The sequence below is a fragment of the Trichocoleus sp. AS-A1 genome (assembly GCF_039962015.1).
Classification (GTDB): Bacteria; Cyanobacteriota; Cyanobacteriia; order Cyanobacteriales; family FACHB-T130; genus FACHB-T130.
On sequence record NZ_JAMPKG010000017.1, the window covers coordinates 101,500 to 124,597 of the forward strand.

The 23,098-nt window shown below is 46.7% G+C and carries 20 protein-coding genes and 31 tRNA genes; 44 read left to right on the forward strand and 7 right to left on the reverse strand.

From position 1 onward, the window contains the following. Positions 1–291: 291 nt before the first annotated feature. Entirely contained in the window at positions 292–828 is a 537-nt protein-coding gene (locus NC994_RS14850; protein WP_190433068.1) for a PadR family transcriptional regulator, read from the forward strand. A 4-nt stretch (positions 829–832) separates the two neighbouring features. Here the strand turns inward: NC994_RS14850 and NC994_RS14855 are convergent, their stop codons facing one another. After that, positions 833–1,021, reverse strand: a complete 189-nt coding sequence (locus NC994_RS14855) for a hypothetical protein (RefSeq protein ID WP_190412516.1) — start codon at positions 1,019–1,021, stop codon at positions 833–835. 578 nt (positions 1,022–1,599) lie between these two features. On the opposite strand from NC994_RS14855, the gene NC994_RS14860 reads away from it, so the two are divergent. Next, on the forward strand, positions 1,600–2,472 hold the full coding sequence (locus NC994_RS14860) for a hypothetical protein (protein ID WP_190433070.1): 873 nt from the start codon (positions 1,600–1,602) through the stop codon (positions 2,470–2,472). A gap of 157 nt (positions 2,473–2,629) precedes the next feature. On the opposite strand, the gene NC994_RS14865 is transcribed toward NC994_RS14860, so the two are convergent. Together NC994_RS14865 and NC994_RS14870 are read right to left on the reverse strand one after the other, a co-directional pair. Then, the gene (locus NC994_RS14865; protein WP_190433072.1) at positions 2,630–2,806 is read right to left on the reverse strand and encodes a hypothetical protein; all 177 of its coding nucleotides are present in this window, start codon (positions 2,804–2,806) and stop codon (positions 2,630–2,632) included. Between the two features lie 241 nt (positions 2,807–3,047). Then, the gene (locus NC994_RS14870) at positions 3,048–3,185 is read right to left on the reverse strand and encodes a hypothetical protein (protein WP_190433074.1); all 138 of its coding nucleotides are present in this window, start codon (positions 3,183–3,185) and stop codon (positions 3,048–3,050) included. A gap of 142 nt (positions 3,186–3,327) precedes the next feature. On the opposite strand from NC994_RS14870, the gene NC994_RS14875 reads away from it, so the two are divergent. After that, a complete protein-coding gene (locus tag NC994_RS14875; RefSeq protein ID WP_190433076.1) occupies positions 3,328–4,560 on the forward strand; it encodes a DUF4336 domain-containing protein in 1,233 nt (410 codons plus the stop codon). A gap of 11 nt (positions 4,561–4,571) precedes the next feature. After that, positions 4,572–5,087 carry a dihydrofolate reductase family protein gene (locus tag NC994_RS14880; RefSeq protein WP_190412520.1) on the forward strand — a complete coding sequence of 172 codons (516 nt, stop codon included), beginning with the start codon at positions 4,572–4,574 and terminating at the stop codon, positions 5,085–5,087. Between the two features lie 72 nt (positions 5,088–5,159). On the opposite strand, the gene NC994_RS14885 is transcribed toward NC994_RS14880, so the two are convergent. Then, positions 5,160–6,491, reverse strand: a complete 1,332-nt coding sequence (locus NC994_RS14885; RefSeq protein ID WP_190433082.1) for a GTPase — start codon at positions 6,489–6,491, stop codon at positions 5,160–5,162. Positions 6,492–6,684: 193 nt separating this feature from the next. Here NC994_RS14885 and NC994_RS14890 point away from each other — a divergent pair, with 193 nt between their 5' ends. From NC994_RS14890 to NC994_RS15080, 39 genes are all read left to right on the forward strand, one after another. Continuing rightward, entirely contained in the window at positions 6,685–8,259 is a 1,575-nt protein-coding gene (locus tag NC994_RS14890; protein WP_190433084.1) for a metallophosphoesterase, read from the forward strand. 324 nt (positions 8,260–8,583) lie between these two features. After that, positions 8,584–8,784, forward strand: a complete 201-nt coding sequence (locus NC994_RS14895) for a hypothetical protein (RefSeq protein ID WP_190433086.1) — start codon at positions 8,584–8,586, stop codon at positions 8,782–8,784. Positions 8,785–8,959: 175 nt separating this feature from the next. Next, positions 8,960–9,033: transfer RNA gene (locus NC994_RS14900), tRNA-Asp, on the forward strand. Between the two features lie 44 nt (positions 9,034–9,077). After that, positions 9,078–9,150 (forward strand) — tRNA-Glu (locus NC994_RS14905). A gap of 53 nt (positions 9,151–9,203) precedes the next feature. Then, positions 9,204–9,277, forward strand: a tRNA-Cys gene (locus NC994_RS14910). Between the two features lie 6 nt (positions 9,278–9,283). Then, positions 9,284–9,356, forward strand: a tRNA-Lys gene (locus NC994_RS14915). A gap of 22 nt (positions 9,357–9,378) precedes the next feature. Next, positions 9,379–9,451 (forward strand) — tRNA-Met (locus tag NC994_RS14920). Between the two features lie 103 nt (positions 9,452–9,554). Next, a tRNA-Ser gene (locus tag NC994_RS14925) sits at positions 9,555–9,638 on the forward strand. Positions 9,639–9,650: 12 nt separating this feature from the next. After that, positions 9,651–9,733: transfer RNA gene (locus tag NC994_RS14930), tRNA-Tyr, on the forward strand. Between the two features lie 45 nt (positions 9,734–9,778). Continuing rightward, a tRNA-Trp gene (locus tag NC994_RS14935) sits at positions 9,779–9,853 on the forward strand. A 2-nt stretch (positions 9,854–9,855) separates the two neighbouring features. Next, positions 9,856–9,949: transfer RNA gene (locus tag NC994_RS14940), tRNA-Arg, on the forward strand. Between the two features lie 7 nt (positions 9,950–9,956). Beyond that, positions 9,957–10,042: transfer RNA gene (locus NC994_RS14945), tRNA-Ser, on the forward strand. Between the two features lie 9 nt (positions 10,043–10,051). After that, positions 10,052–10,126, forward strand: a tRNA-Phe gene (locus NC994_RS14950). 7 nt (positions 10,127–10,133) lie between these two features. Then, positions 10,134–10,205: transfer RNA gene (locus tag NC994_RS14955), tRNA-Asn, on the forward strand. An 8-nt stretch (positions 10,206–10,213) separates the two neighbouring features. Next, positions 10,214–10,285, forward strand: a tRNA-Gln gene (locus tag NC994_RS14960). Positions 10,286–10,289: 4 nt separating this feature from the next. Further along, a tRNA-Gln gene (locus NC994_RS14965) sits at positions 10,290–10,362 on the forward strand. A gap of 30 nt (positions 10,363–10,392) precedes the next feature. Next, a tRNA-Leu gene (locus NC994_RS14970) sits at positions 10,393–10,468 on the forward strand. Between the two features lie 9 nt (positions 10,469–10,477). Then, positions 10,478–10,553: transfer RNA gene (locus NC994_RS14975), tRNA-Leu, on the forward strand. A 4-nt stretch (positions 10,554–10,557) separates the two neighbouring features. Continuing rightward, positions 10,558–10,632 (forward strand) — tRNA-Pro (locus NC994_RS14980). A gap of 117 nt (positions 10,633–10,749) precedes the next feature. Further along, positions 10,750–10,824, forward strand: a tRNA-Leu gene (locus NC994_RS14985). Between the two features lie 92 nt (positions 10,825–10,916). Continuing rightward, positions 10,917–10,988: transfer RNA gene (locus NC994_RS14990), tRNA-Thr, on the forward strand. Positions 10,989–11,120: 132 nt separating this feature from the next. Next, positions 11,121–11,192: transfer RNA gene (locus NC994_RS14995), tRNA-Thr, on the forward strand. 181 nt (positions 11,193–11,373) lie between these two features. After that, the gene (locus tag NC994_RS15000) at positions 11,374–12,219 is read left to right on the forward strand and encodes a TIGR02452 family protein (protein WP_190433088.1); all 846 of its coding nucleotides are present in this window, start codon (positions 11,374–11,376) and stop codon (positions 12,217–12,219) included. 52 nt (positions 12,220–12,271) lie between these two features. Further along, a tRNA-Gly gene (locus NC994_RS15005) sits at positions 12,272–12,343 on the forward strand. 11 nt (positions 12,344–12,354) lie between these two features. Beyond that, a tRNA-Gly gene (locus NC994_RS15010) sits at positions 12,355–12,426 on the forward strand. A gap of 5 nt (positions 12,427–12,431) precedes the next feature. Continuing rightward, positions 12,432–12,506 (forward strand) — tRNA-Val (locus tag NC994_RS15015). A 9-nt stretch (positions 12,507–12,515) separates the two neighbouring features. Then, positions 12,516–12,588: transfer RNA gene (locus NC994_RS15020), tRNA-Arg, on the forward strand. 318 nt (positions 12,589–12,906) lie between these two features. Continuing rightward, positions 12,907–12,983, forward strand: a tRNA-Ala gene (locus NC994_RS15025). A gap of 6 nt (positions 12,984–12,989) precedes the next feature. Continuing rightward, positions 12,990–13,063, forward strand: a tRNA-Ala gene (locus NC994_RS15030). 5 nt (positions 13,064–13,068) lie between these two features. Continuing rightward, positions 13,069–13,142, forward strand: a tRNA-His gene (locus tag NC994_RS15035). Positions 13,143–13,149: 7 nt separating this feature from the next. After that, positions 13,150–13,235, forward strand: a tRNA-Ser gene (locus tag NC994_RS15040). A 323-nt stretch (positions 13,236–13,558) separates the two neighbouring features. Further along, positions 13,559–13,656: transfer RNA gene (locus NC994_RS15045), tRNA-Asn, on the forward strand. Positions 13,657–13,821: 165 nt separating this feature from the next. Continuing rightward, positions 13,822–13,893, forward strand: a tRNA-Asn gene (locus tag NC994_RS15050). A 12-nt stretch (positions 13,894–13,905) separates the two neighbouring features. Beyond that, a tRNA-Lys gene (locus tag NC994_RS15055) sits at positions 13,906–13,977 on the forward strand. Between the two features lie 286 nt (positions 13,978–14,263). Continuing rightward, positions 14,264–15,196, forward strand: a complete 933-nt coding sequence (locus NC994_RS15060) for a hypothetical protein (RefSeq protein ID WP_190412525.1) — start codon at positions 14,264–14,266, stop codon at positions 15,194–15,196. A gap of 459 nt (positions 15,197–15,655) precedes the next feature. Further along, complete coding sequence (locus NC994_RS15065) at positions 15,656–16,387, forward strand: ATP-grasp domain-containing protein (RefSeq protein ID WP_190433091.1); 732 nt, start codon at positions 15,656–15,658, stop codon at positions 16,385–16,387. A 237-nt stretch (positions 16,388–16,624) separates the two neighbouring features. After that, a complete protein-coding gene (locus NC994_RS15070; protein WP_190433092.1) occupies positions 16,625–17,116 on the forward strand; it encodes a hypothetical protein in 492 nt (163 codons plus the stop codon). Positions 17,117–17,347: 231 nt separating this feature from the next. Then, entirely contained in the window at positions 17,348–17,971 is a 624-nt protein-coding gene (locus NC994_RS15075) for a hypothetical protein (protein WP_190433094.1), read from the forward strand. 300 nt (positions 17,972–18,271) lie between these two features. Continuing rightward, complete coding sequence (locus tag NC994_RS15080) at positions 18,272–19,336, forward strand: tRNA-dihydrouridine synthase family protein (RefSeq protein ID WP_190433097.1); 1,065 nt, start codon at positions 18,272–18,274, stop codon at positions 19,334–19,336. Between the two features lie 141 nt (positions 19,337–19,477). Here NC994_RS15080 and NC994_RS15085 read toward each other — a convergent pair whose 3' ends face one another. Further along, complete coding sequence (locus NC994_RS15085) at positions 19,478–20,278, reverse strand: hypothetical protein (protein WP_190433129.1); 801 nt, start codon at positions 20,276–20,278, stop codon at positions 19,478–19,480. A 145-nt stretch (positions 20,279–20,423) separates the two neighbouring features. Here NC994_RS15085 and NC994_RS15090 point away from each other — a divergent pair, with 145 nt between their 5' ends. After that, positions 20,424–21,800, forward strand: coding sequence for a GTP-binding protein (locus tag NC994_RS15090; RefSeq protein WP_242030388.1), 1,377 nt, complete (start codon positions 20,424–20,426; stop codon positions 21,798–21,800). An 89-nt stretch (positions 21,801–21,889) separates the two neighbouring features. On the opposite strand, the gene NC994_RS15095 is transcribed toward NC994_RS15090, so the two are convergent. Further along, positions 21,890–22,153 (reverse strand): hypothetical protein, encoded by a 264-nt coding sequence (locus NC994_RS15095; protein ID WP_190433099.1) that lies wholly within the window; start codon positions 22,151–22,153, stop codon positions 21,890–21,892. 84 nt (positions 22,154–22,237) lie between these two features. After that, the gene (locus tag NC994_RS15100) at positions 22,238–23,062 is read right to left on the reverse strand and encodes a TlyA family RNA methyltransferase (protein ID WP_190433101.1); all 825 of its coding nucleotides are present in this window, start codon (positions 23,060–23,062) and stop codon (positions 22,238–22,240) included. Positions 23,063–23,098: the final 36 nt, after the last annotated feature.

Genomic DNA, 23,098 nt, shown 5'->3' on the forward strand with positions numbered 1-23,098 from the left:
TGCCTTAGTTATCAGTTTAATCAGAACCCTGGCGAAGAATATGCAGATAACCAGCACTTGCAGAGTATGAAAGTCTATCTAAATTGGGTCATCAACCCCAGTCGGCAAGAAGCTGGTGCCTGGTTCAACTCAAGACCAAGCCGTTAGGTTCTTTATCAGAACCAACATCGGAGCAAACCATCATTCGTCTCATTTACTTTGATTGCTCCTATATATGATTAATCATATATTAGCATAAGATCGTAAGGAACCAATAGAGCTTCCACTACTTCATTCTTCGGAAAACCGTCTATGTCTCTAGCACACGCAATTCTGGGTTTACTTCACCAAGAAGAGAGGACGGGTTACGACCTGAAAACCAGCTGCTTCGATCGATGTATTGCTCACTTGTGGCCCGCAGACCAAGCACAAATCTACAGAACCCTCGATAAACTGGTTGGGCAAGGGTGGATTACCTGTACTGTAGAGATTCAGAGCGATCGCCCAAATCGCAAAGTTTACAGCGTGACTGAGGCAGGACAAGCCGAATTAATCCGATGGCTGCAATGTCCTCAGCCCTTGCCAACCGTGCGAGATCCCTTACTCGTGCAGTTGCATTTTGCGGCGCAGTTACCGGATGAAGCCATCCTTCAACTGTTAGAACAGCAACTAACTGGACGCCGCCAAAAGCTAGCTGAGTGTGAAAGTATTGACTTGCCAACCCTGAGCGATCGCTCTGCGAGCCGCGAGCAGATTCTGCAACGGCTCGGACTAGAATTAGCGATCCGCAGAGAACAAACTTACATTGATTGGCTCAAGACTGCTATAGAAGCGATCGGGAACGCATAATGAATCAACTAGAGGTAAAAACCAACGCCTCTATCTCGTCTTCCACTTCGCTAATCAGATCCTGCAATTGCCACCAATCGCAAGATTCCCTCGGTATCTGCTTTTGTTGTTCCAAAAGCTCGGAAAGCTGTGCATTTAACCGCTTGAATTCAGCAGTAATCCATTGAATCTTCATTTGACGGGCATCGGTCATAACTCTGAATTCCCTTTACTGTGATTCTTCTTACAGGTTTGAATCAGTTAAACGGGAAAAATCACTCTAGTAAGTACACTATCCAAACAAGTCCACCCAAAATTGCTAAATTTCTTGATCAAAGGCAGACTCTAATCCTTTTCGGATAAGGTACGAGCTTGCCTAAACTCCCTTGAAAAAGGGAGAAAATATCCTTCTTTTTAAAAACGGTAGTGAGAATCCTGATTTCTCCCCGATACTCCTTGCAAAGAGAAAAAATAGCTTCTTTTTTCAAGCGATCGCATAGGCGTATGCACTCAGTCATCCCTGTGCAATGCGATCGCGCCCTTGGCAGAGTTTGGGGGTATCTGTATGTGTAGCCTCACCAAAATGGAAGGGGATTAGCCAAAAAACAGCAAATATTAATTTCTTTTTTCCGAACTAAAACCCTTGGTCTATATGGATTTTAGAACTTATTGGGAAAACATAGACTTTCTAGCGCTTCGGGAAACACAGAATTTAAAGTGAAGATACCCATTACTGACCCAAAAGCGTAGTTATCAAGAATGCACTCACTCAATTTTGGAAAAAACTCAAACATGAAAAAGTTGACAAAGACAATTGCATTCACGATTTGCTCTGTCTGGCTTGTGAGTTGTGGTAACTCGCTTCCTAATGCTTCTCAGCAAAATCAACCAAATAACGCCCCAGAAACGAAGGCGGATTCTTCTAATAAAGTTGAAACAGATACCGAAGTTCAAGCTAATTCTTCTAATAAGACTCAAACAAATACCGAGATTAGCACTAATTCTTCTAATAAAGCTCAAACGAATACCGAAGTTAAACGCGATAAAAATAAGCAAGTTTCAACCAAGCAGCCAACCATTGGTACCGTCACAAGCATGGTACAAGGCGACCTCAAATGCTACGTCACCCTAGTGGATGAAAACAGAATCGAGAGGAATGTTGGCGCATCATTTGAAGTCTGCGAACAAGAAAAAACTTTCTTGAATAAGAAAGTTCGTAACTCTTATGAAATCCTCTCCGTTAATGATTGTGAAAGCATCGAACCTTGCGGCAAAAGCAAACAAGAATCTCTCATTACCAAAATGGAGATTATCGATGATGGAAACTCTCAAGCTCCAACTGACTCACAAACTCTCAGTAATGGTGAGTGGACAATAACGGTTGGTAATGCCAAATCTTGGTCAGGGGTCAATGGAACGGGAAACCTTAGCTACCGTGGTTGTGATGCTAATGGGAAATGCATCAATTTAACTGGAGGTAAAATCACTTGCCGGGATGGAAGTTGCACCACAGGGTGGGCGAATGGGGATTATTTTTACATTCTTGAGACACCAATCAGCAATCCCGATCAGCCTGAAGGATCTGACTCTTCAACAACCTTAACCGTAAAGAAAGGAGCTGAGGTAATCCTAACAGCTAAAGGATTGAAAGCCGTATCTCCCTAACAATTCTCCCAACACAAAGTTGAGTTATAAACTGTTATTTCTAGCTTGAATTTTAGGGAAAAGAACGCAAGGAGAAAGCGCTAGTATGCCAAAGATTTACCAAGGGCATTGGCATACTAGCAAGCCTTGCAGAAGGAAAGGCTTGTGGGAGCAATTATTAAATAATCGCGCTGATGATGAGCGCTACTGCAAGTGCGTAACAAAAAATAGCTGTAGCGCGATCGCCAATTCTACGTCTAATGAGGAGTGTCTTTCGGGTTTGCCAAAACCAACTAGGTTTTGTGTAGGTGACAAAGACGAGAAAAATGGCTGTAACTAAATAAATGGGGTTCATCTCAAGCCACACTCCGTTAGCCGTGACATATAGACGCGATCGCTCTTTTTAAAAAACCATCTCAAAGACTTCAACCGTAAAATCCCAAATTCCGGGGTTCTTGTGCAATCGCCAGAAACCTCGTCCAGCCTTCAATAGCGTGTAGTCGCAATCCTAGCATTTGAATGGTGAGCTAACCCTTCAGATACCCGACTCCGTAAGAGTTTTCGGGTATCTCGCCTTCAGGAATCATTTAGGGGCGCTAGAGTACAAATAAATTGTTGTTAGTGGCTACTGGCAAGGACGCGAACTGACAAGTCAGCGCTAGGCTAACGCCTCGCTTCGCTGTTTTCATGCCCAAAGGGCTGTACGCGATCGCTGCCAGTCTTCTACCATCCAAAATTTGAAATCTAAAATCTAAAATGGTATAAGCAGGCTGAGTTTTAACAAAAATGTAGTTTATTGTGACAACAATTTGCTACACTCCAACTTCTGAAGTTCAAATAAACACAGATTGAGCGAATGCGGAAGGGGGTCGTGAAGTGGCTGATGATGAACGCACACTAAACGAAGAACAGATTCATCTGAGGGACTTTTCCTGGTCTTTCTGGTTCACTTTGCCTCTCTATCCTTTTGGCAGTCGGCGGACTATTCGCAAAGAAGTTGTTCAGGATACAGTCTGGACTTTTGACCAGCTTCAGGGCATCTTCTACGTTGTCGTGCCGATTCGCATGACAGTCGTTAAGCTAGATGAAGGGGGTTTGCTCGTCTATGCGCCTGTTGCGCCGACTCCTGAGTGTATCCGGCTTGTCAAAGAATTGGTAGCAGAACACGGAGATGTCAAGTACATCATCCTACCCACGATTTCTGGACTAGAACACAAAGTCTTCGTGGGTCCCTTTGCTAGATGTTTTCCGCTTGCACAGGTTTTTGTGGCTCCTTCTCAGTGGAGTTTTCCCCTCAATCTCCCCCTCAGTTGGCTGGGTTTGCCTTCCAAACGCACTCAGGTACTTCCACAAGACAGCAGCACTACCCCCTTTGCCAACCAGTTTGACTACGCGATACTGGGTCCCATCTACCTGGGACCGGGTAAGTTCGCGGAAGTTGCATTTTTTCATGCGCGATCGCGCACGCTACTTGTAACCGACTCGGTAATTTCCATACCAGAAGATCCGCCGGCAATTGTCCAATTAGACCCCTATCCTTTGCTGTTCCATGCCAAGGAGCAAGCGTCTGATATCGTTGCCAACACTCAGGCAAATCGTCGGAAGGGATGGCAGCGCATCTCCCTATTTACTTTGTACTTCCAACCAGGCGTACTAGAAGTCCCCAAATGGGGTGAAGTGTTTCGCAATGCTCTCAAAGCACCGGAACGTTCTAAGAAAGCTTATTTCGGTTTGTTTCCCTTTAGATGGAAGCCAGATTGGAAGCGGTCGTTCGATGCGCTGCGAGGAGATGGTCGTCTGTTTGTGGCACCAATTCTACAAACTTTGATTCTCAACCGCGCACCGAAAGAAACTATCGAATGGGCAGATAAGGTAGCAAGTTGGGACTTTCAGCGAATTATTCCCTGCCATTTTGACTCGCCAATTCAAGCAGAACCGCATCAGTTTCGACAAGCATTCTCCTTCCTAGAAAAGCGCCCTTCTCAAAGTGCAGGATTGTTCACCAGTAGCACTTATCCCTTGCCAGAGCAAGATTTTCAGTTACTAAAGGTACTGGATAAAGGTTTGAATAAGCTTGGCATCGTACCACCAGCAAAGGAAAAGGTATAGGAAAAAGAGCAATGCGTAAAGTTATCCTGTTCATTGCATCCAGTTTAGACGGTTATATTGCGCGGCAGTCTGGCGACATTGACTGGTTATTTACAGACCAAGATTACGGCTATTCAGAATTCTTCGCCAGTGTTGATACTCTTCTGATGGGTAGGAAAACTTACGAGCAAGTGCTGACTTTCGGTGAGTATCCTTACAAAGGTGTAAAAAGCTATGTGTTTACAAAAAATCCTCTCTTTCCAGCAGATAGCAATGCTGAAGTTATCAGGGAAGACATCACGGAATTTGTAGAGCAATTGCGTCAGGTAGATGGAAAGAATATCTGGTTAGTTGGCGGATCTCAACTGACTCATGCCTTGATGAGTCAGAACCTAGTAGATGAGCTAATTCTTTCAATACATCCAACGATATTGGGTGAAGGAATTCCATTATTTGATAATGGAACAATTTCTCAATCTTTGAATCTTACTAAATGTCAAACTTATGATTCTGGTCTTGTGCAACTGTCTTATGATGTAGTGCATTAAAGTGAGTAAATGGCAATCGCGATCGATGCGCTGTTTCAATTCTTGCTGCAATGCAAATTGGCACAGGTTTTCTCAATGCTTGATTCCTTTAAATCGTTCTTGCGCTGTTTTAAACGCTTCTTGCATCACAGATTGAATTTTCTGCGGATCGGGTTTTTTACCTCCCATTAAGTCACCGAAATAGACGCAGGCACCTTCGCCCAATGACCAGGTGTAGGCAGCTGCCCAGGAAGCAGCGATCGCGCTCCCAAAACCCGGTAAGAATTTAATTAACTCCCGTCCGATTGCCCGTGCTAGGAAACCACTCGCGATCGCGCTAACGACCCCCCCCGCCTGCGATGGACTCAGGGTTTGCCCGTACAATTTTCCTAACAAACCGACCATTGAGACTTGCAAGGCAGTTAGGACAGGCATGGTGGCAAATGGCAACGGTACCGCCTCAATCGCGGCTGCCATGATGGAAAATGCCAACATATAACGGCGTCCAACATCTCGGTAGAGGTTGCCAATTTGTTCGCTAGCGCCCTTATCTAATAATTGATAAATCGCCCGCGCTTCCGCTTCTGGTAGGAGGTCTGCCAAGGTATCTCGCAGCGCCTCTAAGCCATAAAATACTGGCGTGTAACCATCTTCTTCCAGGGTGAAGTCAATCATAACGGAGCGATCGCACACTCCGGCAAACGCTTGTTGAATGGCACCGAAAGCTCGGTTAACCTCCTCATAATCGGGTGGATAAGCGGGATGATCGTTAGTACCGGGAGGATAAACCTCATGCAAGCAGGTGACAGCTAGCAGACAAGGAATATCTGGATACTGCTGACGCAGCTGAGTCGTAATCTGTCGCAGTGTGTCGGTTGCAAAATCATTAATTTTGACCGTCAGAATCAGAATTCTGGCAGAACGGCTCTCCTGTTGCAAATCGCCAACCAACTCCTTAACGATCGCCTGAGTGTCCTGGTTTACATCTCCCAGCCCGACCGTATCTGTAAAAATGAGTAACGGCACGTCGCTAGAAGGATAAGCATACCGTTCCGTGTGTTGCGTGTGAGGGCGAAATCCCTGACCGACAATCTCAGCAGAAACGCCCGTCAGCCCCCGCACAATCGAACTTTTTCCAGCTTGAGGTTTCCCAATCAACAAGGCTTCCGTAGTTGGGAGTTCGGCTCGAACCGTCTCCAAAATCTCTGCAACTCGGTCTTCGCTGACACTAAACCACCCAACAGTCTTTTGTGCCACTTGTTCTACAGGTAGCAGTTGCCTCAAGCGTGCGGTTGCGTCGTTCCAAACACCCGCAATGCGGTTTTTGGGAGAATCATTGACCGACTCAGTCGTCACAGCATCCTTTGGTTCGCTAGGTTGCTGAGAATCTATTGACGACGAATCAGCATCACGTTGCTCAGTCATAGAGATTAAAACGGCGGATAGATTCAGATTACATCGTGTCTATCTTCTAGACTACAAGCAAGCTACTCGTCGCTCTCGCCGATCGGAAAACTAATATAAACCGATAGAAGCCTTCTGCGAACGCAGGCAGGTACAATCAGCATGCAGTGGGACGAGCAACGAGGGCACAGAGAAATCTGGGAGTAAAGCAGCTATGCAATTTGTATCCGATCCACCGATCTCGGTCAAAATCCGTAAGATGAACGAAAGAGTGCGATGGCTTGCACCGAGTCTTGTGGAACGAGGAATCGATCAAACCCGGATGGTTTTAGACGATGGCGCTTCTGACACTCCGGAGTTCTCATTTTTAGTCGTGGGGGATAGTGGCTCTGGCTCCTATCGAGGATACAACCCCCAACGACAAATCGCAGAACTCATGCTTGCCCACCGCGAACAGAGCCGTTTCGTGTTGCACACCGGCGACGTGATCTATCTGGTTGGCTCTAGCGAATACTATCTAAAAAACTTTATTTCTCCCTACCGAGAGTTTTTGGTAGGAGGCGATCGCCCGGAACGCATTGCCTACGATCAAATGGTCTTTAATATGCCGTTCTTGCCGGTGCCAGGGAACCACGATTACTATGACCTACCCTTTATCTATGGTTTAATTGCCCAGGCTTCGCTGCCCTTACGCCGCCTGCTGCGCTCCCAGTTAGATTTGGACATTGGCTGGCATGGTTCGGGTCAAGGGAATGCCTATGCACGAGCGTTTCTTGACTACCTCAAAGCGTTCAATAGCGAGAGCGAACTGGCTCGTCATCTAGATCGTCATTACACTGCCAAGACGGATACAGGTCGCTGTCTTTCTTATCAACCAGGACGCTTCACCCGCTTACCTAACCGCTATTACACGTTTCGCAGCGGTGGGATTGATTTCTTTGCGCTCGATTCAAATACTTTCAATGCGCCAATACCCCTGCCAACAACGAAAGAGGGGGACGACTACCGTAGCGAGTTGGAAAATCGTCGGTCTGACCTGGAACGGCAGAAACTTCAAATCATGGAAGCCTCCGCTCTACTGAGTTCGGGGCGACCTGAAGAGGCTGAACAGCTGGATGACAATCAAGCCAAACTAGAGCAAATCGACGAACTGTTGATTGACATCAACAAGCAACTGGCAGCGGACGAAACAACAGTCACTGACGTTGAGCAGCTGGACTGGCTGCGGCAAAGGCTGATCGAATCTTGGAATACTGCCGAGGTGCGCGGGCGGGTCATTTATTTCCACCATCCCCCCTACGTCACGGAGGCGACGAAGTGGCACCAGGCGCAAACTTTAGCGGTTCGCCACCGCCTCCGCCGGGTGTTGGATGCGGTGAAGCAAGCAGTCGGAAACCAGGCGGAGGGGCGTCCGCTGGTCGATCTGATTCTAAACGGTCACGCTCACTGCCTGGAATATCTCCAAACTGGCGATACCGGATACGGGGACTCCAATATCAATTGGATTGTTTGTGGTGGCAGCGGTCACAGTCTCCGCCGTCAGCGGTCTGAGGGAGCGGAATTGACGGAGAATTTTGGGGGTATCAAGGGCGATGACACCCGCTTGGTAGCAAAATCGCTGCTTTTTGTCGGTCGTCATGGTCAGGGGTTGCAGAAGCGACGACCTTACTCATTTTTGCGAATTGATGTCTTTGACGGTCGCCCTCCGAAGTTCAAAGTCCGACCGTTTATCGCTGAGCGCTCGAAACGAGAGTGGAGTAATAGCGAGATTGAAGCGTTTTCGATCTGAGTTTTTGTGGGGATGAGCGATCGCTCTAGGGTCAGTGACCCTCGATTTTGTCTTGCGTCAGTGCTATCTGCCAGGGAACCATCCGCCAGGGGATGAGCGATCGCACATCCCATACTACAGCCTGCAATTCCTTATATATATAGATGACTTGGCAAAATGTCAGGCATCAAACTTAAGCTCAGTCAGGAGTTTAGGTTGATTTCCTGCATCTTTCCAAAATTATAAAAATATTTTTTCCAACCCCTTGACACCTTGTGTAGTATTTATGTAGTATAAATATATTGAAAGAGGGAAAGAGACAAAAACCTCTAACCCAAAAAAGTCATGATGTTACTTTACATCCAACGAATCGATAAAGGCTGGCATCTGCCAGAATCCTTTGAGGTGCAGCATCAGCCTACTTCCCAAAAATCTGAAGTAGATACTGAACAAGCGGATAATACACACCTCACTCAAACCAAAACTGCTGAATCTAGGCGTAATACCCAACAGGTTTATTACCTAGAAAGGCGATTATTTCTGTAAATATTTTCCATCTTTTTCTGAACCTTGAAAACTGAATAAGAAATCACCTATTTAACGATTGATACTGTGCATTTTTAATTAAGCACAGACATCTCAAGTGGGGGGATAGCCTAGCAAGCAATGCCCCCCACAGCCCGGAGATGTAACACGTTTGTAGCAAGATTGCTGAATTGATGAGGCTGTAACTCAGTTGCGTAGAGTGCTTGTCTGTCGAACAAGATGTCGCGGGTTCAAGTCCCGTCAGCCTCGTTCAGCAAATAGAGATAAAAATTCTTAATCTCATCTCGCTACAAGGTCCCATCGTCTAAGCGGCTAGGACACAGTGCTTTCAATACTGGAATACGGGTTCAAACCCCGTTGGGACTATGGGGCGATTTAGTATCTGTTTCTTTCAGATTGTAAATTGCCCAAATCGCCGAGGTCGAGTCGCCAAGAGGCTTAAGGCGTCTCTCTGCAAAAGAGAAATTCGTGGGTTCAAATCCCACCTCGACCTCTCAAAGGGAGTATAGCTCAATTGGCAGAGCAGGCGGCTCTTAACCGTATGGTTGCAGGTTCGAGTCCTGCTACTCCCACTGCCCTCAAGACTGCAATCGAGGGAGTATAGCTCAGGTGGTAGAGCAGCCTTCTCATAAGAGGCTCGTCGTAGGTTCAATTCCTACTACTCCTACTCAAAGCCTCATCGTCTAGCGGTTTAGGACATCGCCCCCTCAAGGCGAGTACAAGGGTACCCTTCGAGAAGGCTTCGCCTACAAATCCCTTTGGGGCTATCTGGAGAGGTGGCTGAATGGTAAAAGCGCTTTTCTGCTAAAGAAGTTTGGGGCAACCCATTGCAGGTTCGAGTCCTGTCCTCTCCGCCTTTTTCATTTGGGTCGGCTCGCCTATTAGCGTGGGCAGTGGTCTGTAAAACCGCCGCTTTTATGCATTGCAGGTGCGAATCCTGCCCGACTCATTGGACTTTGGATTTTTAATTTTAGATTCAAAGTTCAAATCGTATGTGGGGATGGTGTAATTGGCAACATCTCGGTCTCCAAAACCGATGATCTGAGTTCAAATCTCAGTCCCCTCGCCATTGAGAGCGTAGTTTAACTGGATAAAACATCGGTCTACGAAACCGTAGCTTGCTTCCCGGAGGGTAGACGTGGGGGTTCAAGTTCCTCCGCTCTCGTCAACTTGGAGAGGTGGTCGAGTGGCTTAAGGCGCAGACTTGGAAAGTCTGATTAGGTTTTACCTAACGCAGGTTCAAATCCTGTCCTCTCCGTTGAAACTTCCCCCGGTAGCTCAGTTGGTAGTTAGCGCCTGTTTGAAGCACAGGAGGTCGTCAGTTCGATTCTGACCTGGGGGGCTGTCATTGCCTTGTAGCTCAGTGGAAGAGCAGTCGCCTGTTAAGCGAACGGTCGTAGGTTCAATCCCTACCAGGGCAGCCTTTCATTGCCGAGTGGACGAATAGCAAGTCGCATAACTCTGAATTATGAAGTTGTAGGTGCGAATCCTACCTCGGCATTTATTGGGGAGTCGCCTAATGGTATGGCACCGCTCTTTGAAAGCGGAAAAATGCAGGTTCAAGCCCTGCCTCCCCAGTTCTGTCCCTAAGAGGGCAGCTTTCATCACGCTCCTGTAGCCCAATTGGAAGTAGGCGGCTGTCTCAAAAACAGTCTATGTGTGAGTTCGAGTCTCACCGGGAGCATCAAAACTCGCTCCTGTAGCCCAATTGGAAGTAGGCGGCTGTCTTAAAAACAGTCTATGTGTGGGTTCAAATCCCACCAGGAGCATTAACGGGGTGTGGCGCAGCTTGGCTAGCGCGGCAGCTTTGGGAGCTGAAGGTCGCAGGTTCAAATCCTGCCACCCCGATTTATCCCTGTGATGCAACAGGTAGACATACTTTGTTGAGTGCAAAGTTTATGCTGGTTCGCTCCCAGCCAGGGATATTGGGTGTTAAAGCCCGAATACGAATAGACCAATCATTTTGCCCCTGTAGCCCAATTGGCACGAGGCGCTTCGCTTAGAACGAAGAGGTTACTGGTTCAAGTCCAGTCAGGGGTATTGGTGCGATGCGGGTGAAGTAGCCAGGGTAGGCTTGGAGGTCTCATAAGCCTCTTATCAGCAGGTTCAACTCCTGCCCCCGCCACCAAATTGCAGGCGTGGTGCAATGGCAAGCATAGAAGTTTCGTAATCTTCTGATGCGAGTTCGACTCTCGCCGCCTGCTTCAAGCAGATGTGGCGTAACCGGAAACATAAGGGCATGGTAAGCCCTTGATGTGTGTACCCTAGCCTTCGGTAACGGCTAACGCCGAACGGGAACGCTGACGCGAACAACCCCCGCCGTCTGCTTTCTGATTGCAGGTGTGGTGTTAATGGCAACACAGCAGCCTTGTAAACTGCCTATGCGAGTTCGAGTCTCGCCATCTGCTTGGGTGTGGCTATGCTAACAGTCTATTTTTTGAGTTTAAAGAGGAGGGAAATATGACAACGATGACGGTTACAGATGCTTTAGCTCACTTCTTCTCTATATCTTGTTGAACTGAATGGCATGGCTAAAATGCAGAGGCTAATCGTCTGTTAATTTTGTGCTAACGAATTAGAGCAGAAATCATGAGGCGGATTGCGATCGCTCAAGACACGCTAGAAATTCTCGAAGCAGGCTACTACTACTCCCCTGAAGGTAAACAGGTCGATATTGGTCAAGGATTGGTATCCTGTCTTGCTCAGACAAAATACTACGAACCCGATACCCTCTCAACTATCAAACAAAACGTTCTCTCTAGCTCTCCTCAATTCTCAAATATAGAATTTGAGGTTAGGAATGAGACAACTCTGATGGGAGCAGAACGCATAACGCAATCGCAAAACTTTCAAAAAATTGCCGTTCTCAATTTTGCTTCTGCTAAAAACCCTGGAGGTGGATTTCTCAAAGGCGCTCAAGCCCAAGAAGAGAGTCTGGCGCGTAGTTCGGCACTTTATAAAAGCCTGTTAAAATGTCCCGAATACTACGATTTCCATCGTTCTCAGCGATCGCTCCTATACTCCGATCGCATCATCTACTCACCCGGTTGTCCAATCTTCCGAAAAGATGATGGAACGCTTTTAGAGAAACCTTTTCTGGTTGATTTCATAACAAGTCCAGCTCCTAATGCTGGTGCCATTTGGAGAAACCAACCCAAGGATGCTGAAAAAATACCCGAAGTTCTGTATAGTCGCGGTGCAAAATTGTTGAGCTTAGCTGTTTACTATGGATGCGATGCTCTAGTTTTAGGGGCTTGGGGATGTGGGGTATTTAAAAATGAGCCATCAATGGTTGCCCAAATGTTTGCAGATTTCTTATTACCCAACGGTCAATTTTGGGGGAGATTCAGAAGCGTCCTATTTTCTGTACTCGACTCTTCTAAAGAAAGCAGAATATTTGGAGAATTTCAAAGTCGATTTTCATCAGAAAAATAAGATTCCCTCACAACTAGAATCAACGCCTCAAGCAGTTTCAGATTTTAGATATGCGGATATGGTGCAATGGCTAGCACATTAGCCTTCCAAGCTTATGATACGGGTTCGAGTCCCGTTGTCCGCTCTGTTAAATATGCGGGTGTGATGTAGCGGCTAGCATCTGAGTACGCCACACTCAGCGCATGGGTTCGAGTCCCATCACTCGCTTTCGTAGTCCTGTAGCTCAATGGTGGAGCGTTTGCCTTACAAGCAAGGGGTTGCGGGTTCAAATCCTGCCAGGACTACCAATTTAGATTGCCTCCATAGCTCAGGGGAAAGAGCAGCACTCTTCTAAAGTGATTGTCCTAGGTTCAAATCCTAGTGGAGGCGCTGGTTTAACGCTTCTTAATTTAAGGAGGTGAATTAAGTTGGTTTGTTGATATTTTGCAATTACGGCGATCGCATCTTGCGTGACCCAATCCTTAGAGCCTACATACTTTAGTACGAGAGGAAAAGTAACGCTGTTCAAACACAGCGGGCGTTTGAGAACGAGGAGTGCGAAGAACCCGGCAGGTTTGCTTCAAGGTAGCCATCCTTTAAAGAGTGTGTAACAACTCATCGGCGGAGTCCCTCTAGTAACTGAGAAAACGCATATTGCTCTGATAACTTGCACGCAAGAATGCGATCGCATTCAACAACACAAAACACGGGTCTGTAGCTCAATTGGTAGAGCATCTACCTTGCAAGTAGAAAGATGTCAGTTCGATTCTGACCAGTATCCACCAAATTTAGGGGTCATAGCTCAAAAGGCACGAGCGCTTGCTTTGCACACAAGAGGTTAGGAGTTCGATTCTCCTTGACTCCATGATGGTGTCTGAAGCCAAAGCGGTAGCGGCGCTGGTTTGTGGAACCAGTCATAGCGGGTTCGATTCCCGTCAGATACCCCTGAATGGAAGCTGCTGCCGAGAGGACGGCAACCTGTCTCGAACACAGGAGTGCAGTGAATAACTGTAGGGGTTCGACTCCTCCAGCTTCCGTTATTCAACTCGGAAGATGCCGCTGAATGGACAGCAAGCGGCCTTGAAAACCGTGGTACGGCAGTGATGTCGTAGGGGTTCGATTCCTCCATCTTCCTTCGTCCACTGGAGGCTGAAAAGCGAAGCACCGTGCTGATAACGCGGCTATAGAAGGGGCAGTACCTTCCCAGTGGATTTCCCTCTGCCAACGGAATAGGATCTGGTGCTACGAACGCCGGACTTGATGGTTCGACTCCATCCAGAGGGGTTTCCCTTGCCTGCGGGATGCAGACCTAGCCCTCCGAAGGCTGGCGACCAAGTTCGACTCTTGGGCGAGGGGTTATTCCGGGATAGCTCAATAGCAGAGTTCGCGGCTGTTAACCGCGTTGTTGTAGGTACTCTCCCTTGAAGGCTGTGCCTACAAGTCCTACTCCCGGAGCCAATTTTCACCCGTGTCCTAACAGACAAAGCATACACACTCGGCTGTTAACCGACAAAACCAAATGCTTTTTCGACTTGCACGGGATAAAACTTCCCTTACCTGCTGGATGCAGACTTATTCCTCCTAAGAATGGTAGCCAAGTTCGACTCTTGGGTAAGGGGTTAATGCCAGATAGCTCAATGGCGGAGCAAGCGGCTGTTAACCGCAAGGTTGTGGGTTCGACCCCCACTCTGGCAGTTTCATTTGTGCGGGTGGTTGGCATATCGGCTGTGCAGCTGGCTTTTAACCAGCACCAGATAGGTTCAACTCCTATACCACCCATTATTTCCACTGGAGACCGAAAAGCGAGGTGCAATGCTTACAACATTGCTGTAGGAGGGGCAGTACCTCCCCGGTGGACTGATTAATGAAATTTTGACTGTTGAGTTTTAGGTTCAAGACGGCTGACACAGGTTTCTCAAGACTGCTAATTATCCATTAGTTACGCTACTACTCTAGTCAGGGTATCCTTTGGGGAGGGCAACTTACAGATAAGTGTGTTAAACCGTTCGATGCGGTTCAATAGATAATTAGCGTATCAAAAAAAAATCAGAAAAATTATTAAGTAATGCTGAAACTGAATTTGCTGCAAAATGGCTATCACAGCCTTTATCACGCAGTTGAACATTTAGAGTTAGCGGAGCAATCTGTTGATTTTGGCAAAGAATATGACGAAGATGGTTTTGTCTCATGGAGAGATGAGAAAGGCTGTCTAAAATCTTGGGGAGGAGAGCTTTTTACTAAGCCTCCAAATACTTATCACTACAAGTTTGCAATCTTGCATCTCATACAAGCACTTGAACTGATTATTAAGGGATACATATATCAGCAGAATCCTAATGATGTCTTCCGAAATAAATCCAGAACCTACACTATTGGGCTGCCAGATGCCCTAAACAAGCTCATAGCTCTCGAACCATCACTTCTTTCACCACAACAAGTAGCTCTAATCCAGCAGGCAAAAGATATACGTAATGCAATTGAGCATTATATGTTTAGCTTTAGATTGGAGGAAGCGCGTGCTGTTTCTCTAGATTTCCTATCCCTGTGTAATTACTTAACCTATCGACTTTTTGGTGTGACGCTCACCGAAGAATGGAGTTGGGAACCTTGGACAAATGATTTTGATCCAATTGTGGAGACTTTAGGTGGTTTACTTGCTGAACTTGGTTCAGCAGGCACAGAGTCAAAGGAGGAAGTTGCTAAACTTTGGTCTTCCCGCAATGCAAAAGACACTATTTACCTATGTATGAATTGTGGAACCCGTAGTGCATCGATTTTACAAGGTACCTGTGTTGTCTGTGGCGAAGTCACTGATGAAGAAGTGGGTAACTTAATAGATGAGCTGGAAGAAATTTCCACTCATATAAACCAACTGCGTGAAATAAGTATTAAACTCCGAGAAAAAGGTATTGAGCTGCCTTCTGAGATGAGTCAATTATTAGATGGTAATGGTGAAGCATTCTTAAACGAAGATGAAGATGAGGAGGAGTACACCTAACACTTTGCTGTATTGGACAGCTAGTGTCGTCCTAGTTTCCATTACTAGATGATAAGGAGGTTAGGTTTTGGATGTTACACAAATGCTGAAAAATGCAGAAAATTCATTATGGGACTTCATAAATAATGTGCTGCAACAGAAGTGCGATCGCTCATCGTCATAGCTTGAGTTAATGCAAGGAAACCCAACCTATACTTCTGCTTTGCATATACGCCAAGATGAATTTTGCTCTTAGCATTCCAAGGATGCGATCGCTATCAGCTTGTCGATGTGGGATGGAAAGATGGCAGTAATCGTATTTATGGATGTGTGCTGAGGACGGTACTTCATTACATTAAGCACCGGAAGCCGAGAAGCAAGGCACTGTGCTGATAACGAAGAGGTAGGAGGGGCAGTATCTCTCCAGTGGCTTGCTTATAATTAGAGATTGCCTGCTAGCATTTAAAGACTTTGTAACTGATGCCAACTCTGATTTTGACTCCTCGCTACACTGAAGATTCTCAAGCTTTATGGCGTGCAGCTAATCGTCTGGGTTGGCGAGTCGAGCGATTAATGAACTGGAGGCTACCTGAGGAATTAAAACTTGTACCCGAACCAGTCTTGTATGTGGAAGCGTTGATGACAGAGATGATAGCGGAGCAACTTGGACTTCGCTTACTTGACGCACCAGATGATTGGCTACCCAATTTACCTGAAGAATATCGGAAGCGTTGGGTTTATCTCAGTACGCTGGGTGAAGCACGGAGTATGGAAAAAGCAGCTTTTATCAAACCGCCAAACGACAAAAGTTTCCCTGCTCGCGTTTATCAAGGTGAGGAATTGCCAAGCGACTATCCCGATAAGATGCCAGTGCTAATTGCAGAAATTGTGAACTGGGAAAAGGAGTTTCGCTGCTTTATTTTGAATCGCTCCCTGAAAACATTCTCAGTCTATCTCCGCGATGGAGAGTTACAGCGAGAGAATGATTTTGTACATACAGAAGAGGAAGAGTGTGAGGTTCAGGAGTTTATCGAAACTCTACTATCAGATGAACGGGTAGAGATTCTTCAGGCAACAGTAATTGATATGGGTGTGATTCAAGGAAGAGGATGGGCAGTTGTTGAGCAAAATGCAGCCTGGGGAGCAGGTTTGTATGGTTGCGCTCCTATTGAGGTGTTAGAAGTGCTGCGTTACGCTGTTGTTGCCGCATAATCTATAATCAGGCTGCAAGTATTACGGTATTTGTACGATGAGCAGCCAGGAAATCATCACAAGGTATTCAAAGTGATACAGGGGAAACAGATACGCTAGCGGCGATTGAGGCTAGATTGAATGAAGTGTCCAAACAATAACTATCATTAGGTTACTCTTGAAGATGCGTGGTAGAGCATCGTGCCTCCTTAGCTTCGTCTAAGCCATAATCTTAGGTAAATTGATTCAGTCAAGCTTATGCAAAACGTGAACTTATCCACACTTAAGTGGGTCAAAGTGATTACCGATCCCGACCCGAAAAAATGGGCATACACACGTGAACGTTTAAAGGAAATGGACAATGTTGTTGATGCCAATGGAGTTACCGTTTTCCCTTTGAGCTTTAAAAGTGAGAAGGCTTCTCTACCTGAATATGGAGACCTGATGGTCTTGATCCAGAAAGGCAAAGTGACTCATATTGTTGAAATTCTTGATAAGAGTTCCTATGCGAACGGAGGCTGGTTTAATCGATTTGTCAGGATTATTTGGTGGCTGCCTCACCTTGACTGGAACAATCTCTCTCCTCAATCTGAATTACTTGGATTTGACCCAACACTTATGAATGGAGACCCTCACTTGCTCGGCGATCTTAAAAGGTTTTATGAAAGGTGGAACAATGACGGAGGGTTGGAGGAATTTAAAAAGTATTTGGGTGGAAAATTATGCTCGTGCGACCGCCCATCGCCATAGATTGGGTTAACGCTCTTGAAATCCAACATCTACTTTTGCTCAGCATCTATGCCACTTGGAGCGATCGCACCTACATGATTCGCTCCTTATGATGACCGTTCTTTGACACATCGGCGGCGTTACAGTTTGGACACTTCATTTCGGAAAAGCGGTGGACAGGTTAATTGTTCCATTTTGCTCAGGAAAGCATTCCTTTTTGAGCAACGCCTATAATCAATCATGAGTAAAAAAATGATGTTGCAACCTCTTGTAAGTTTTCTAAAACTGAGTCTTGTCTGCTTAGTTAGCTCCGCTGTCTTAGAGCCAGGACAATCCTACGCCCAGTCAGCAGGTTCAGTGTCAACCCCTGATGCTACTTTTAAACGTGTTTTGCAGCAATCAGATGCAGTCCCTTCACAAACAAATGCACCGCTGAAAGCTCAGGTCAATCCCGAACCAGAATCTCGTCCCCGGCGCAGCTATATCGGTCTTGGAGGTGCTATCGGACTAGCGGGTGATACGACTGCCCTAGGAACGGGAGGTCTAGCGATTCTGACCAAGGTCGGATTTACGGACAACCTGTCTTTGCACGATGCCACAATCATATTTGGCGATCGCACTGCAACTTCGATGATTGCCCTAACTGGTGAGTTTCCCATTCGCGGTGCATCTGGACAAACTATTATCTCCCCTTTCCTTGGTGGAGGAGTCATGCTCAGGATTGCCGATGGTCTGAATATCAGTCCACTTATTTCTGGCGGCGTTGATGTTCCGTTATCAAGAGACTTAACGGGCACGGTACGGGCAAATGCAGGCTTCCCCGCTAATCGCAATGCTGATGTCGGACTTTTAATTGGAGTTGGTTATAATTTTTGAGTAACTGGCGTTAATTAGAATGAATTGATTAATTGGTGTTGAATAATTTTAGAATAAAAGATAGTTGTTTCTATTAACAAATCTTCGTCATTTTAAAAGGTACAGGCAGGAACCATTACCTATTGAAATGACATCTTTTTAAAGCTAAAATAATAAGTCGCTGTATGGGACGATCTGAAAAGGATGATTATCTAAATCCAAGTTGGGATTCTACAAGCTTTCAAGCTTTTTAGTCCGAGTGACAAGAAGTTTGTCAAACGCAACAAATAATTTTTTATCCAACATCAACCGACCGCGCAAATGTCACAATCCGCTCTACTTCCGCCTCCTATGTATCCGGGACTGAAATTAACGGCGCTTGCTCCCATGCAGGATGTGACGGATCTGCTGTTCATGAGCGCGATCGCTAACTATGGCAGTCCTGATTATTTCTTTACTGAGTATTTTCGCGTCCACACGAGTTCGGGTTTAGATAAAAACATCCTCAGATCAATTACAGAGAACTCCACCGGACGCCCCGTCTTTGCTCAGCTCATCGGTGAGAGCGTTTCCGATCTCGTACGCATTGCGAAAGAACTCAGCCGCTATCCAGTCGCGGGTATCGACCTGAATATGGGATGTCCTGCGCCAAGAATTTATCGCAAAAACGTGGGTGGAGGATTGTTACGCGATCCTGAAAAGATTAGCCAAATCCTTGGCGAGTTGAGGGGGGCAGTCGATGGGCTTTTGACGGTCAAAATGCGAATTGGCTTTGAAGATACCGCTAATTTCGATCGTATCCTCGACTTGATTAATTTGCACAACATCGATTTGCTGAGCTTGCACGGTCGTACTGTTAAGGAGATGTATTATGGCAACGTGCATTACGATCTGATTGCCCATGCCGTCCAACGGGTTAATTGCCCAGTTTTAGCCAACGGGAACGTGACATCTGCCGCAACAGCAGCAACGGTTCTAGACACGACAGGAGCAGCCGGGGTAATGGTTGGTCGCGCTGCGATCCGAAATCCTTGGATTTTTAAGCAAATTCGCCAATACCTGAGTGGTCAACCTGTTTCGATCGTAACGCTGGGTGAAGTTCGCGGTTACATTGAGCTACTGCGTCGAACGATGACAGCATGGACGGTACCGGAGAAAGCGCGGGTTAGTTATATGAAGATGTATCTAAATTACATCGGTCAGAGTGTGGATGCCGCTGGATCTTTCTTAAAAGATATGCGCCTATCCCAGACTGAAGCGGAACTATTTGGAGTATGCGATCGCTATTTATTAAGCAACCCCGCTCAAGAATTTGCTTCGGAGCCGTATCCCAAACTCACGGCTCGTCCTAGCTGCGAGACTGCCCGCGAATTGATAGCAAACTGAAAATAGAGAATGCAGTGCGATCGCCATCCTAAATCATTTGTGAAGGCGAGAACCCCGACTTTTTAGAAAAGTCGGGGTTCTGAAAGGTAGGCATCTCACAACTAAAATAGGATTGCTATCGTTGTTGCGTGTTTGTTTCGCTTACCGAGCAGCGGTACAACCAGTAAGGACTGAGGCAGGAACGGGTACATTAGAATTTTCCAAACCTCGTAATTGCTGTCGATAGGCTACTAACTGACTTTGGGTGTTTGGATCGCGGACAACTTTTCTCATTCGATCGATTACTTTGATCGCTTGCGTCCAATTTTGAGTGCAGACTGCCTTTTGTAAAGAGGCGTTGAGGTTTTCCTTGGGGACGTTCCGGGCTGCCGATGGATTTTTAGTAAGTTTGAAAGAAGTCAAAAAACCATCAATACTTTTAACTAAGTCTTCTTCTTTATCCGTTACTACGAAAACCTGATAAAACCGTCTCCGATCTACCAAATAAAATCTACTTTTAACGATTACTCCTTGAGAGAGTTGCAGTTTAAATTCTCTTCCGGGGTAACTTCCTAAATTAATATTTCGTTGGCTTAAAAGCTTCCCTTTTGAACTATTTGCAAATCCAGTAATTGCCCCAGCCAAGAAATCGTTAACATCACTAGGAGTCTTGATCAGATTAGCCGGGAGATCGGAATAACCAACGACATAACCGGCTTGATTTGGTCGGAAACTCTGGAAGAGTTGGACTTTAATTGGCCCACCTTTAGTCTGAATCGTTTCCTGACTTTGGTTCGGTGCACCGGGCATCAACACGGTGAAGCCTCCCGCGCGTGAAGCGAAGGGCTTCCATACGGACTGAGCGAGTAGAATCGGTTGCTCAGCTTGCACTGCATTAATGATGGGAGAGCCACCCACCAGGAAGGTGGTTAGGAAAAGAGAACAAAGAAGTGGATTTTTCATTTCAGGTAGAGTGCAATCAAGCGATCGCAATGAGATATCGAGCGAAAATGGATCTGTAGCTTCTTCTAATCTAGCCTTGAGCCATCCTCAATTATCCCAAACCAATGCGGCTGCTGGGGGTCACACATCCTCTGCACGTACCAATCTGCAAGAAACTCACTTCAATCGCGCTCGCGCCAGTCTGCGGCAAGCGCTGTCTTGGTATTCCCACACTCGCAGCCAAAAGCACCCTTCAAAATTAGAAGCAACCGCAGCGCTGCAAACTGAACTGGATTTTTTGAAGTCTACGCTGGATAAGTTAGACCAGGGTGTGATTCGGATAGCTGCTTTTGGTTTGGTCAGTCGCGGCAAATCAGCAGTGTTAAATGCCTTAGTGGGGCAGAAAATTCTGCAAACTGGGCCGCTGAATGGGGTGACTCAGTGGCCCCGTTCCGTGCGCTGGACGCCTAACGCGGCGGGTAAGGTGCAGGTGGAATTGATTGATACGCCTGGATTGGATGAAATTCAGGGGCAAGCGCGAGCAGAAATGGCGCGGGAAGTAGCGCGTCAATCTGACCTGATTTTGTTTGTGGTGGCGGGTGATATCACGCGAACGGAGTATCAAGCGCTGTGCGAATTGCGATTGAGCCAGAAGCCTTTGATTTTAGTATTTAACAAAATTGACCTATATCCGGAGCAAGACCGACAAGCAATTTATCAACAGTTGCAAATTCTGGGTGCTGGCAGTCGGGAGACGCGATCGCTCTCCGCTTTACAAGAAGATGAAATTGTGATGGTGGCGGCGGAACCTGCACCCCTAGAGGTGCGAGTAGAGTGGCCCGATGGTCGCGTCACGCAGGAATGGGAGACGCCGCCGCCGCAGGTGGATGAGTTGAAGCAGAAGATTTTGGGGATTCTGAATCGAGAAGGGCGATCGCTTTTAGCGCTCAATGCCTTAGTTCAGGCGCGAGAAGCTGAAGAAAGCATTGCTCAGAAGGTGGTGGCGGCTCGTGAAACTGAGGCGGAGCAGCTAATTTGGAGCTATGTGAGATACAAAGCGATCGCAGTTGCGCTCAATCCGATTGCTGTTTTGGATGTCTTGGCAGGAACGGTGGCGGATTTGGCGCTGATTCGCTCCTTGTCGCGGCTGTATGGGTTGCCGATGACGGGTTATGAAGTTGGAAAGCTTTGGAAAACCATTGTGTTTAGTTCGGGCGGCTTGCTGCTGGGTGAATTCGGCAGTAGTTTAGTTTTCGGGTTGGGCAAGAGTGCGGCAGCGATTGGGGCTGGGGAGAGTCCAACGAATATTACGGCTTATGGCGGTGCAGCGATCGCCCAAGCTGGTATCGCTGGATATGGAGCTTATGCAGTCGGTCGGGCGGCGCAGGTGTATCTAGAGCAAGGCTGCACCTGGGGACAGTTGGGAGCGAATACCGTCATTCAAGAGATTCTCAATCAGGTAGAACCGAATACAATTCTTTATCGCTTGCGGCAGGAATTGTTGCAATTCGGCGGAACATCTCAAAGCAATCAAAGCAAATAGATGAACGCAAAACCTAACCCCCAACCCCTTCCCTCACAGGGAAGGGGCGCAGGAGAAGTTCTCAGTGTAATTCAACTTTTAAATTCAGATCAAGATTGTACTTGGGAAGAATCAGCACCACGATCGGCAGCGCCTAATTCTGATTCTGCACGGCTTCGCATGGACTCTTGTAAGTGTTCGTCGTGGTGACGGTGCTGCGACATCAATTCCCGCGCCTGTTCTTGGGTATGGGCGTCAGCAGGGTGGGTTTGATGTACCTCAGCCTCTGCACGGCTTCGCATAGACTCGTGTAAGTGTTCGTCGTGGTGACGGTGCTGCGCCATCAATTCCCGTGCTTGGTCTTGGGTACTCATGCTTTGACCCTCTACTTTTAAGGCTTGCTTCTGTCTCAATTTGACCTGAATAGAGCTAAACGGTATCAAAACTGACAGAAAAATTTACGATTTAAGATTATCCCGAAAGTGAGATGCAGCGGCTTCGGTAATCTGTTTAATGGCTTGCAAACTCGGCGGTGGTGTGGCACCATCCATATCCAACCACAACAGATACTCGATATTACCAGCAGGGCCAGTTATGGGCGACCAACTTAAGGCGCGATATTGCCATCCCAACACTTGCGCGGTTTGTAACACTTGGAAAATAGCATCTGCCTGATCGTCAGGATCTCGCACCACACCTTTTTTACCAACACGCGATCGCCCAACTTCAAACTGCGGCTTTACTAGCAACACCGCTTCTCTGGGAGGCTGTGTCAATTTCCACAAAGCATCGAGAATTTTGGTTAGGGAAATAAACGACACATCTACAACCGTTAAATCTGCTGGCGGTTCATCACCGTACAATTCCTCTGGTGTGAGATAGCGCAGATTAGTCCGTTCTTTCAACACTACCCGCGCATCGTTGCGTAATTTCCAGTCAGCTTGTCCGTAACCAACATCAACGCCATAAACTTTTTTTGCCCCAGCTTGCAGCAAACAATCGGTGAATCCGCCTGTAGAAATTCCGCCATCTAAGCAAACCCGATCTTGTACGGAAATGCCAAATTCTTCAAGTGCTTTGGAGAGTTTTTCACCACCTCTAGAAACAAAACGCGATCGCTCTTTAATTTTAATTTGCGCCTCGGTTTCTACCTCAGTTCCCGGCTTATCAATGACTTGCTGATTGACCATTACTTCCCCAGCCCGAATTAGCCGTTGTGCTAACTGCCGGGAGGTGCATAAATCAAGTTCTACTAATAAGGTGTCAAGTCGTTGTTTCGCCATTAATTATATATATTAGGGATTGCTTGCGTGCAAGTT

Excerpts from the sequence above, each read along its gene's own strand:
- NC994_RS14880 (WP_190412520.1), top strand. The coding sequence starts at position 4,572 with ATGCGTAAAGTTATCCTGTTCATTGCATCCAGTTTAGACGGTTATATT.
- NC994_RS15000 (WP_190433088.1), top strand. The coding sequence starts at position 11,374 with ATGAGGCGGATTGCGATCGCTCAAGACACGCTAGAAATTCTCGAAGCA.
- NC994_RS14885 (WP_190433082.1), bottom strand. The coding sequence starts at position 6,491 with ATGACTGAGCAACGTGATGCTGATTCGTCGTCAATAGATTCTCAGCAA.
- NC994_RS15075 (WP_190433094.1), top strand. The coding sequence starts at position 17,348 with ATGATGTTGCAACCTCTTGTAAGTTTTCTAAAACTGAGTCTTGTCTGC.
- NC994_RS15065 (WP_190433091.1), top strand. The coding sequence starts at position 15,656 with ATGCCAACTCTGATTTTGACTCCTCGCTACACTGAAGATTCTCAAGCT.
- NC994_RS14860 (WP_190433070.1), top strand. The coding sequence starts at position 1,600 with ATGAAAAAGTTGACAAAGACAATTGCATTCACGATTTGCTCTGTCTGG.
- NC994_RS14850 (WP_190433068.1), top strand. The coding sequence starts at position 292 with ATGTCTCTAGCACACGCAATTCTGGGTTTACTTCACCAAGAAGAGAGG.
- NC994_RS14895 (WP_190433086.1), top strand. The coding sequence starts at position 8,584 with ATGATGTTACTTTACATCCAACGAATCGATAAAGGCTGGCATCTGCCA.
- NC994_RS15070 (WP_190433092.1), top strand. The coding sequence starts at position 16,625 with ATGCAAAACGTGAACTTATCCACACTTAAGTGGGTCAAAGTGATTACC.
- NC994_RS14865 (WP_190433072.1), bottom strand. The coding sequence starts at position 2,806 with ATGAACCCCATTTATTTAGTTACAGCCATTTTTCTCGTCTTTGTCACC.
- NC994_RS15085 (WP_190433129.1), bottom strand. The coding sequence starts at position 20,278 with ATGAAAAATCCACTTCTTTGTTCTCTTTTCCTAACCACCTTCCTGGTG.
- NC994_RS15100 (WP_190433101.1), bottom strand. The coding sequence starts at position 23,062 with ATGGCGAAACAACGACTTGACACCTTATTAGTAGAACTTGATTTATGC.
- NC994_RS14890 (WP_190433084.1), top strand. The coding sequence starts at position 6,685 with ATGCAATTTGTATCCGATCCACCGATCTCGGTCAAAATCCGTAAGATG.
- NC994_RS15060 (WP_190412525.1), top strand. The coding sequence starts at position 14,264 with ATGCTGAAACTGAATTTGCTGCAAAATGGCTATCACAGCCTTTATCAC.
- NC994_RS15080 (WP_190433097.1), top strand. The coding sequence starts at position 18,272 with ATGTCACAATCCGCTCTACTTCCGCCTCCTATGTATCCGGGACTGAAA.
- NC994_RS15095 (WP_190433099.1), bottom strand. The coding sequence starts at position 22,153 with ATGAGTACCCAAGACCAAGCACGGGAATTGATGGCGCAGCACCGTCAC.
- NC994_RS14855 (WP_190412516.1), bottom strand. The coding sequence starts at position 1,021 with ATGACCGATGCCCGTCAAATGAAGATTCAATGGATTACTGCTGAATTC.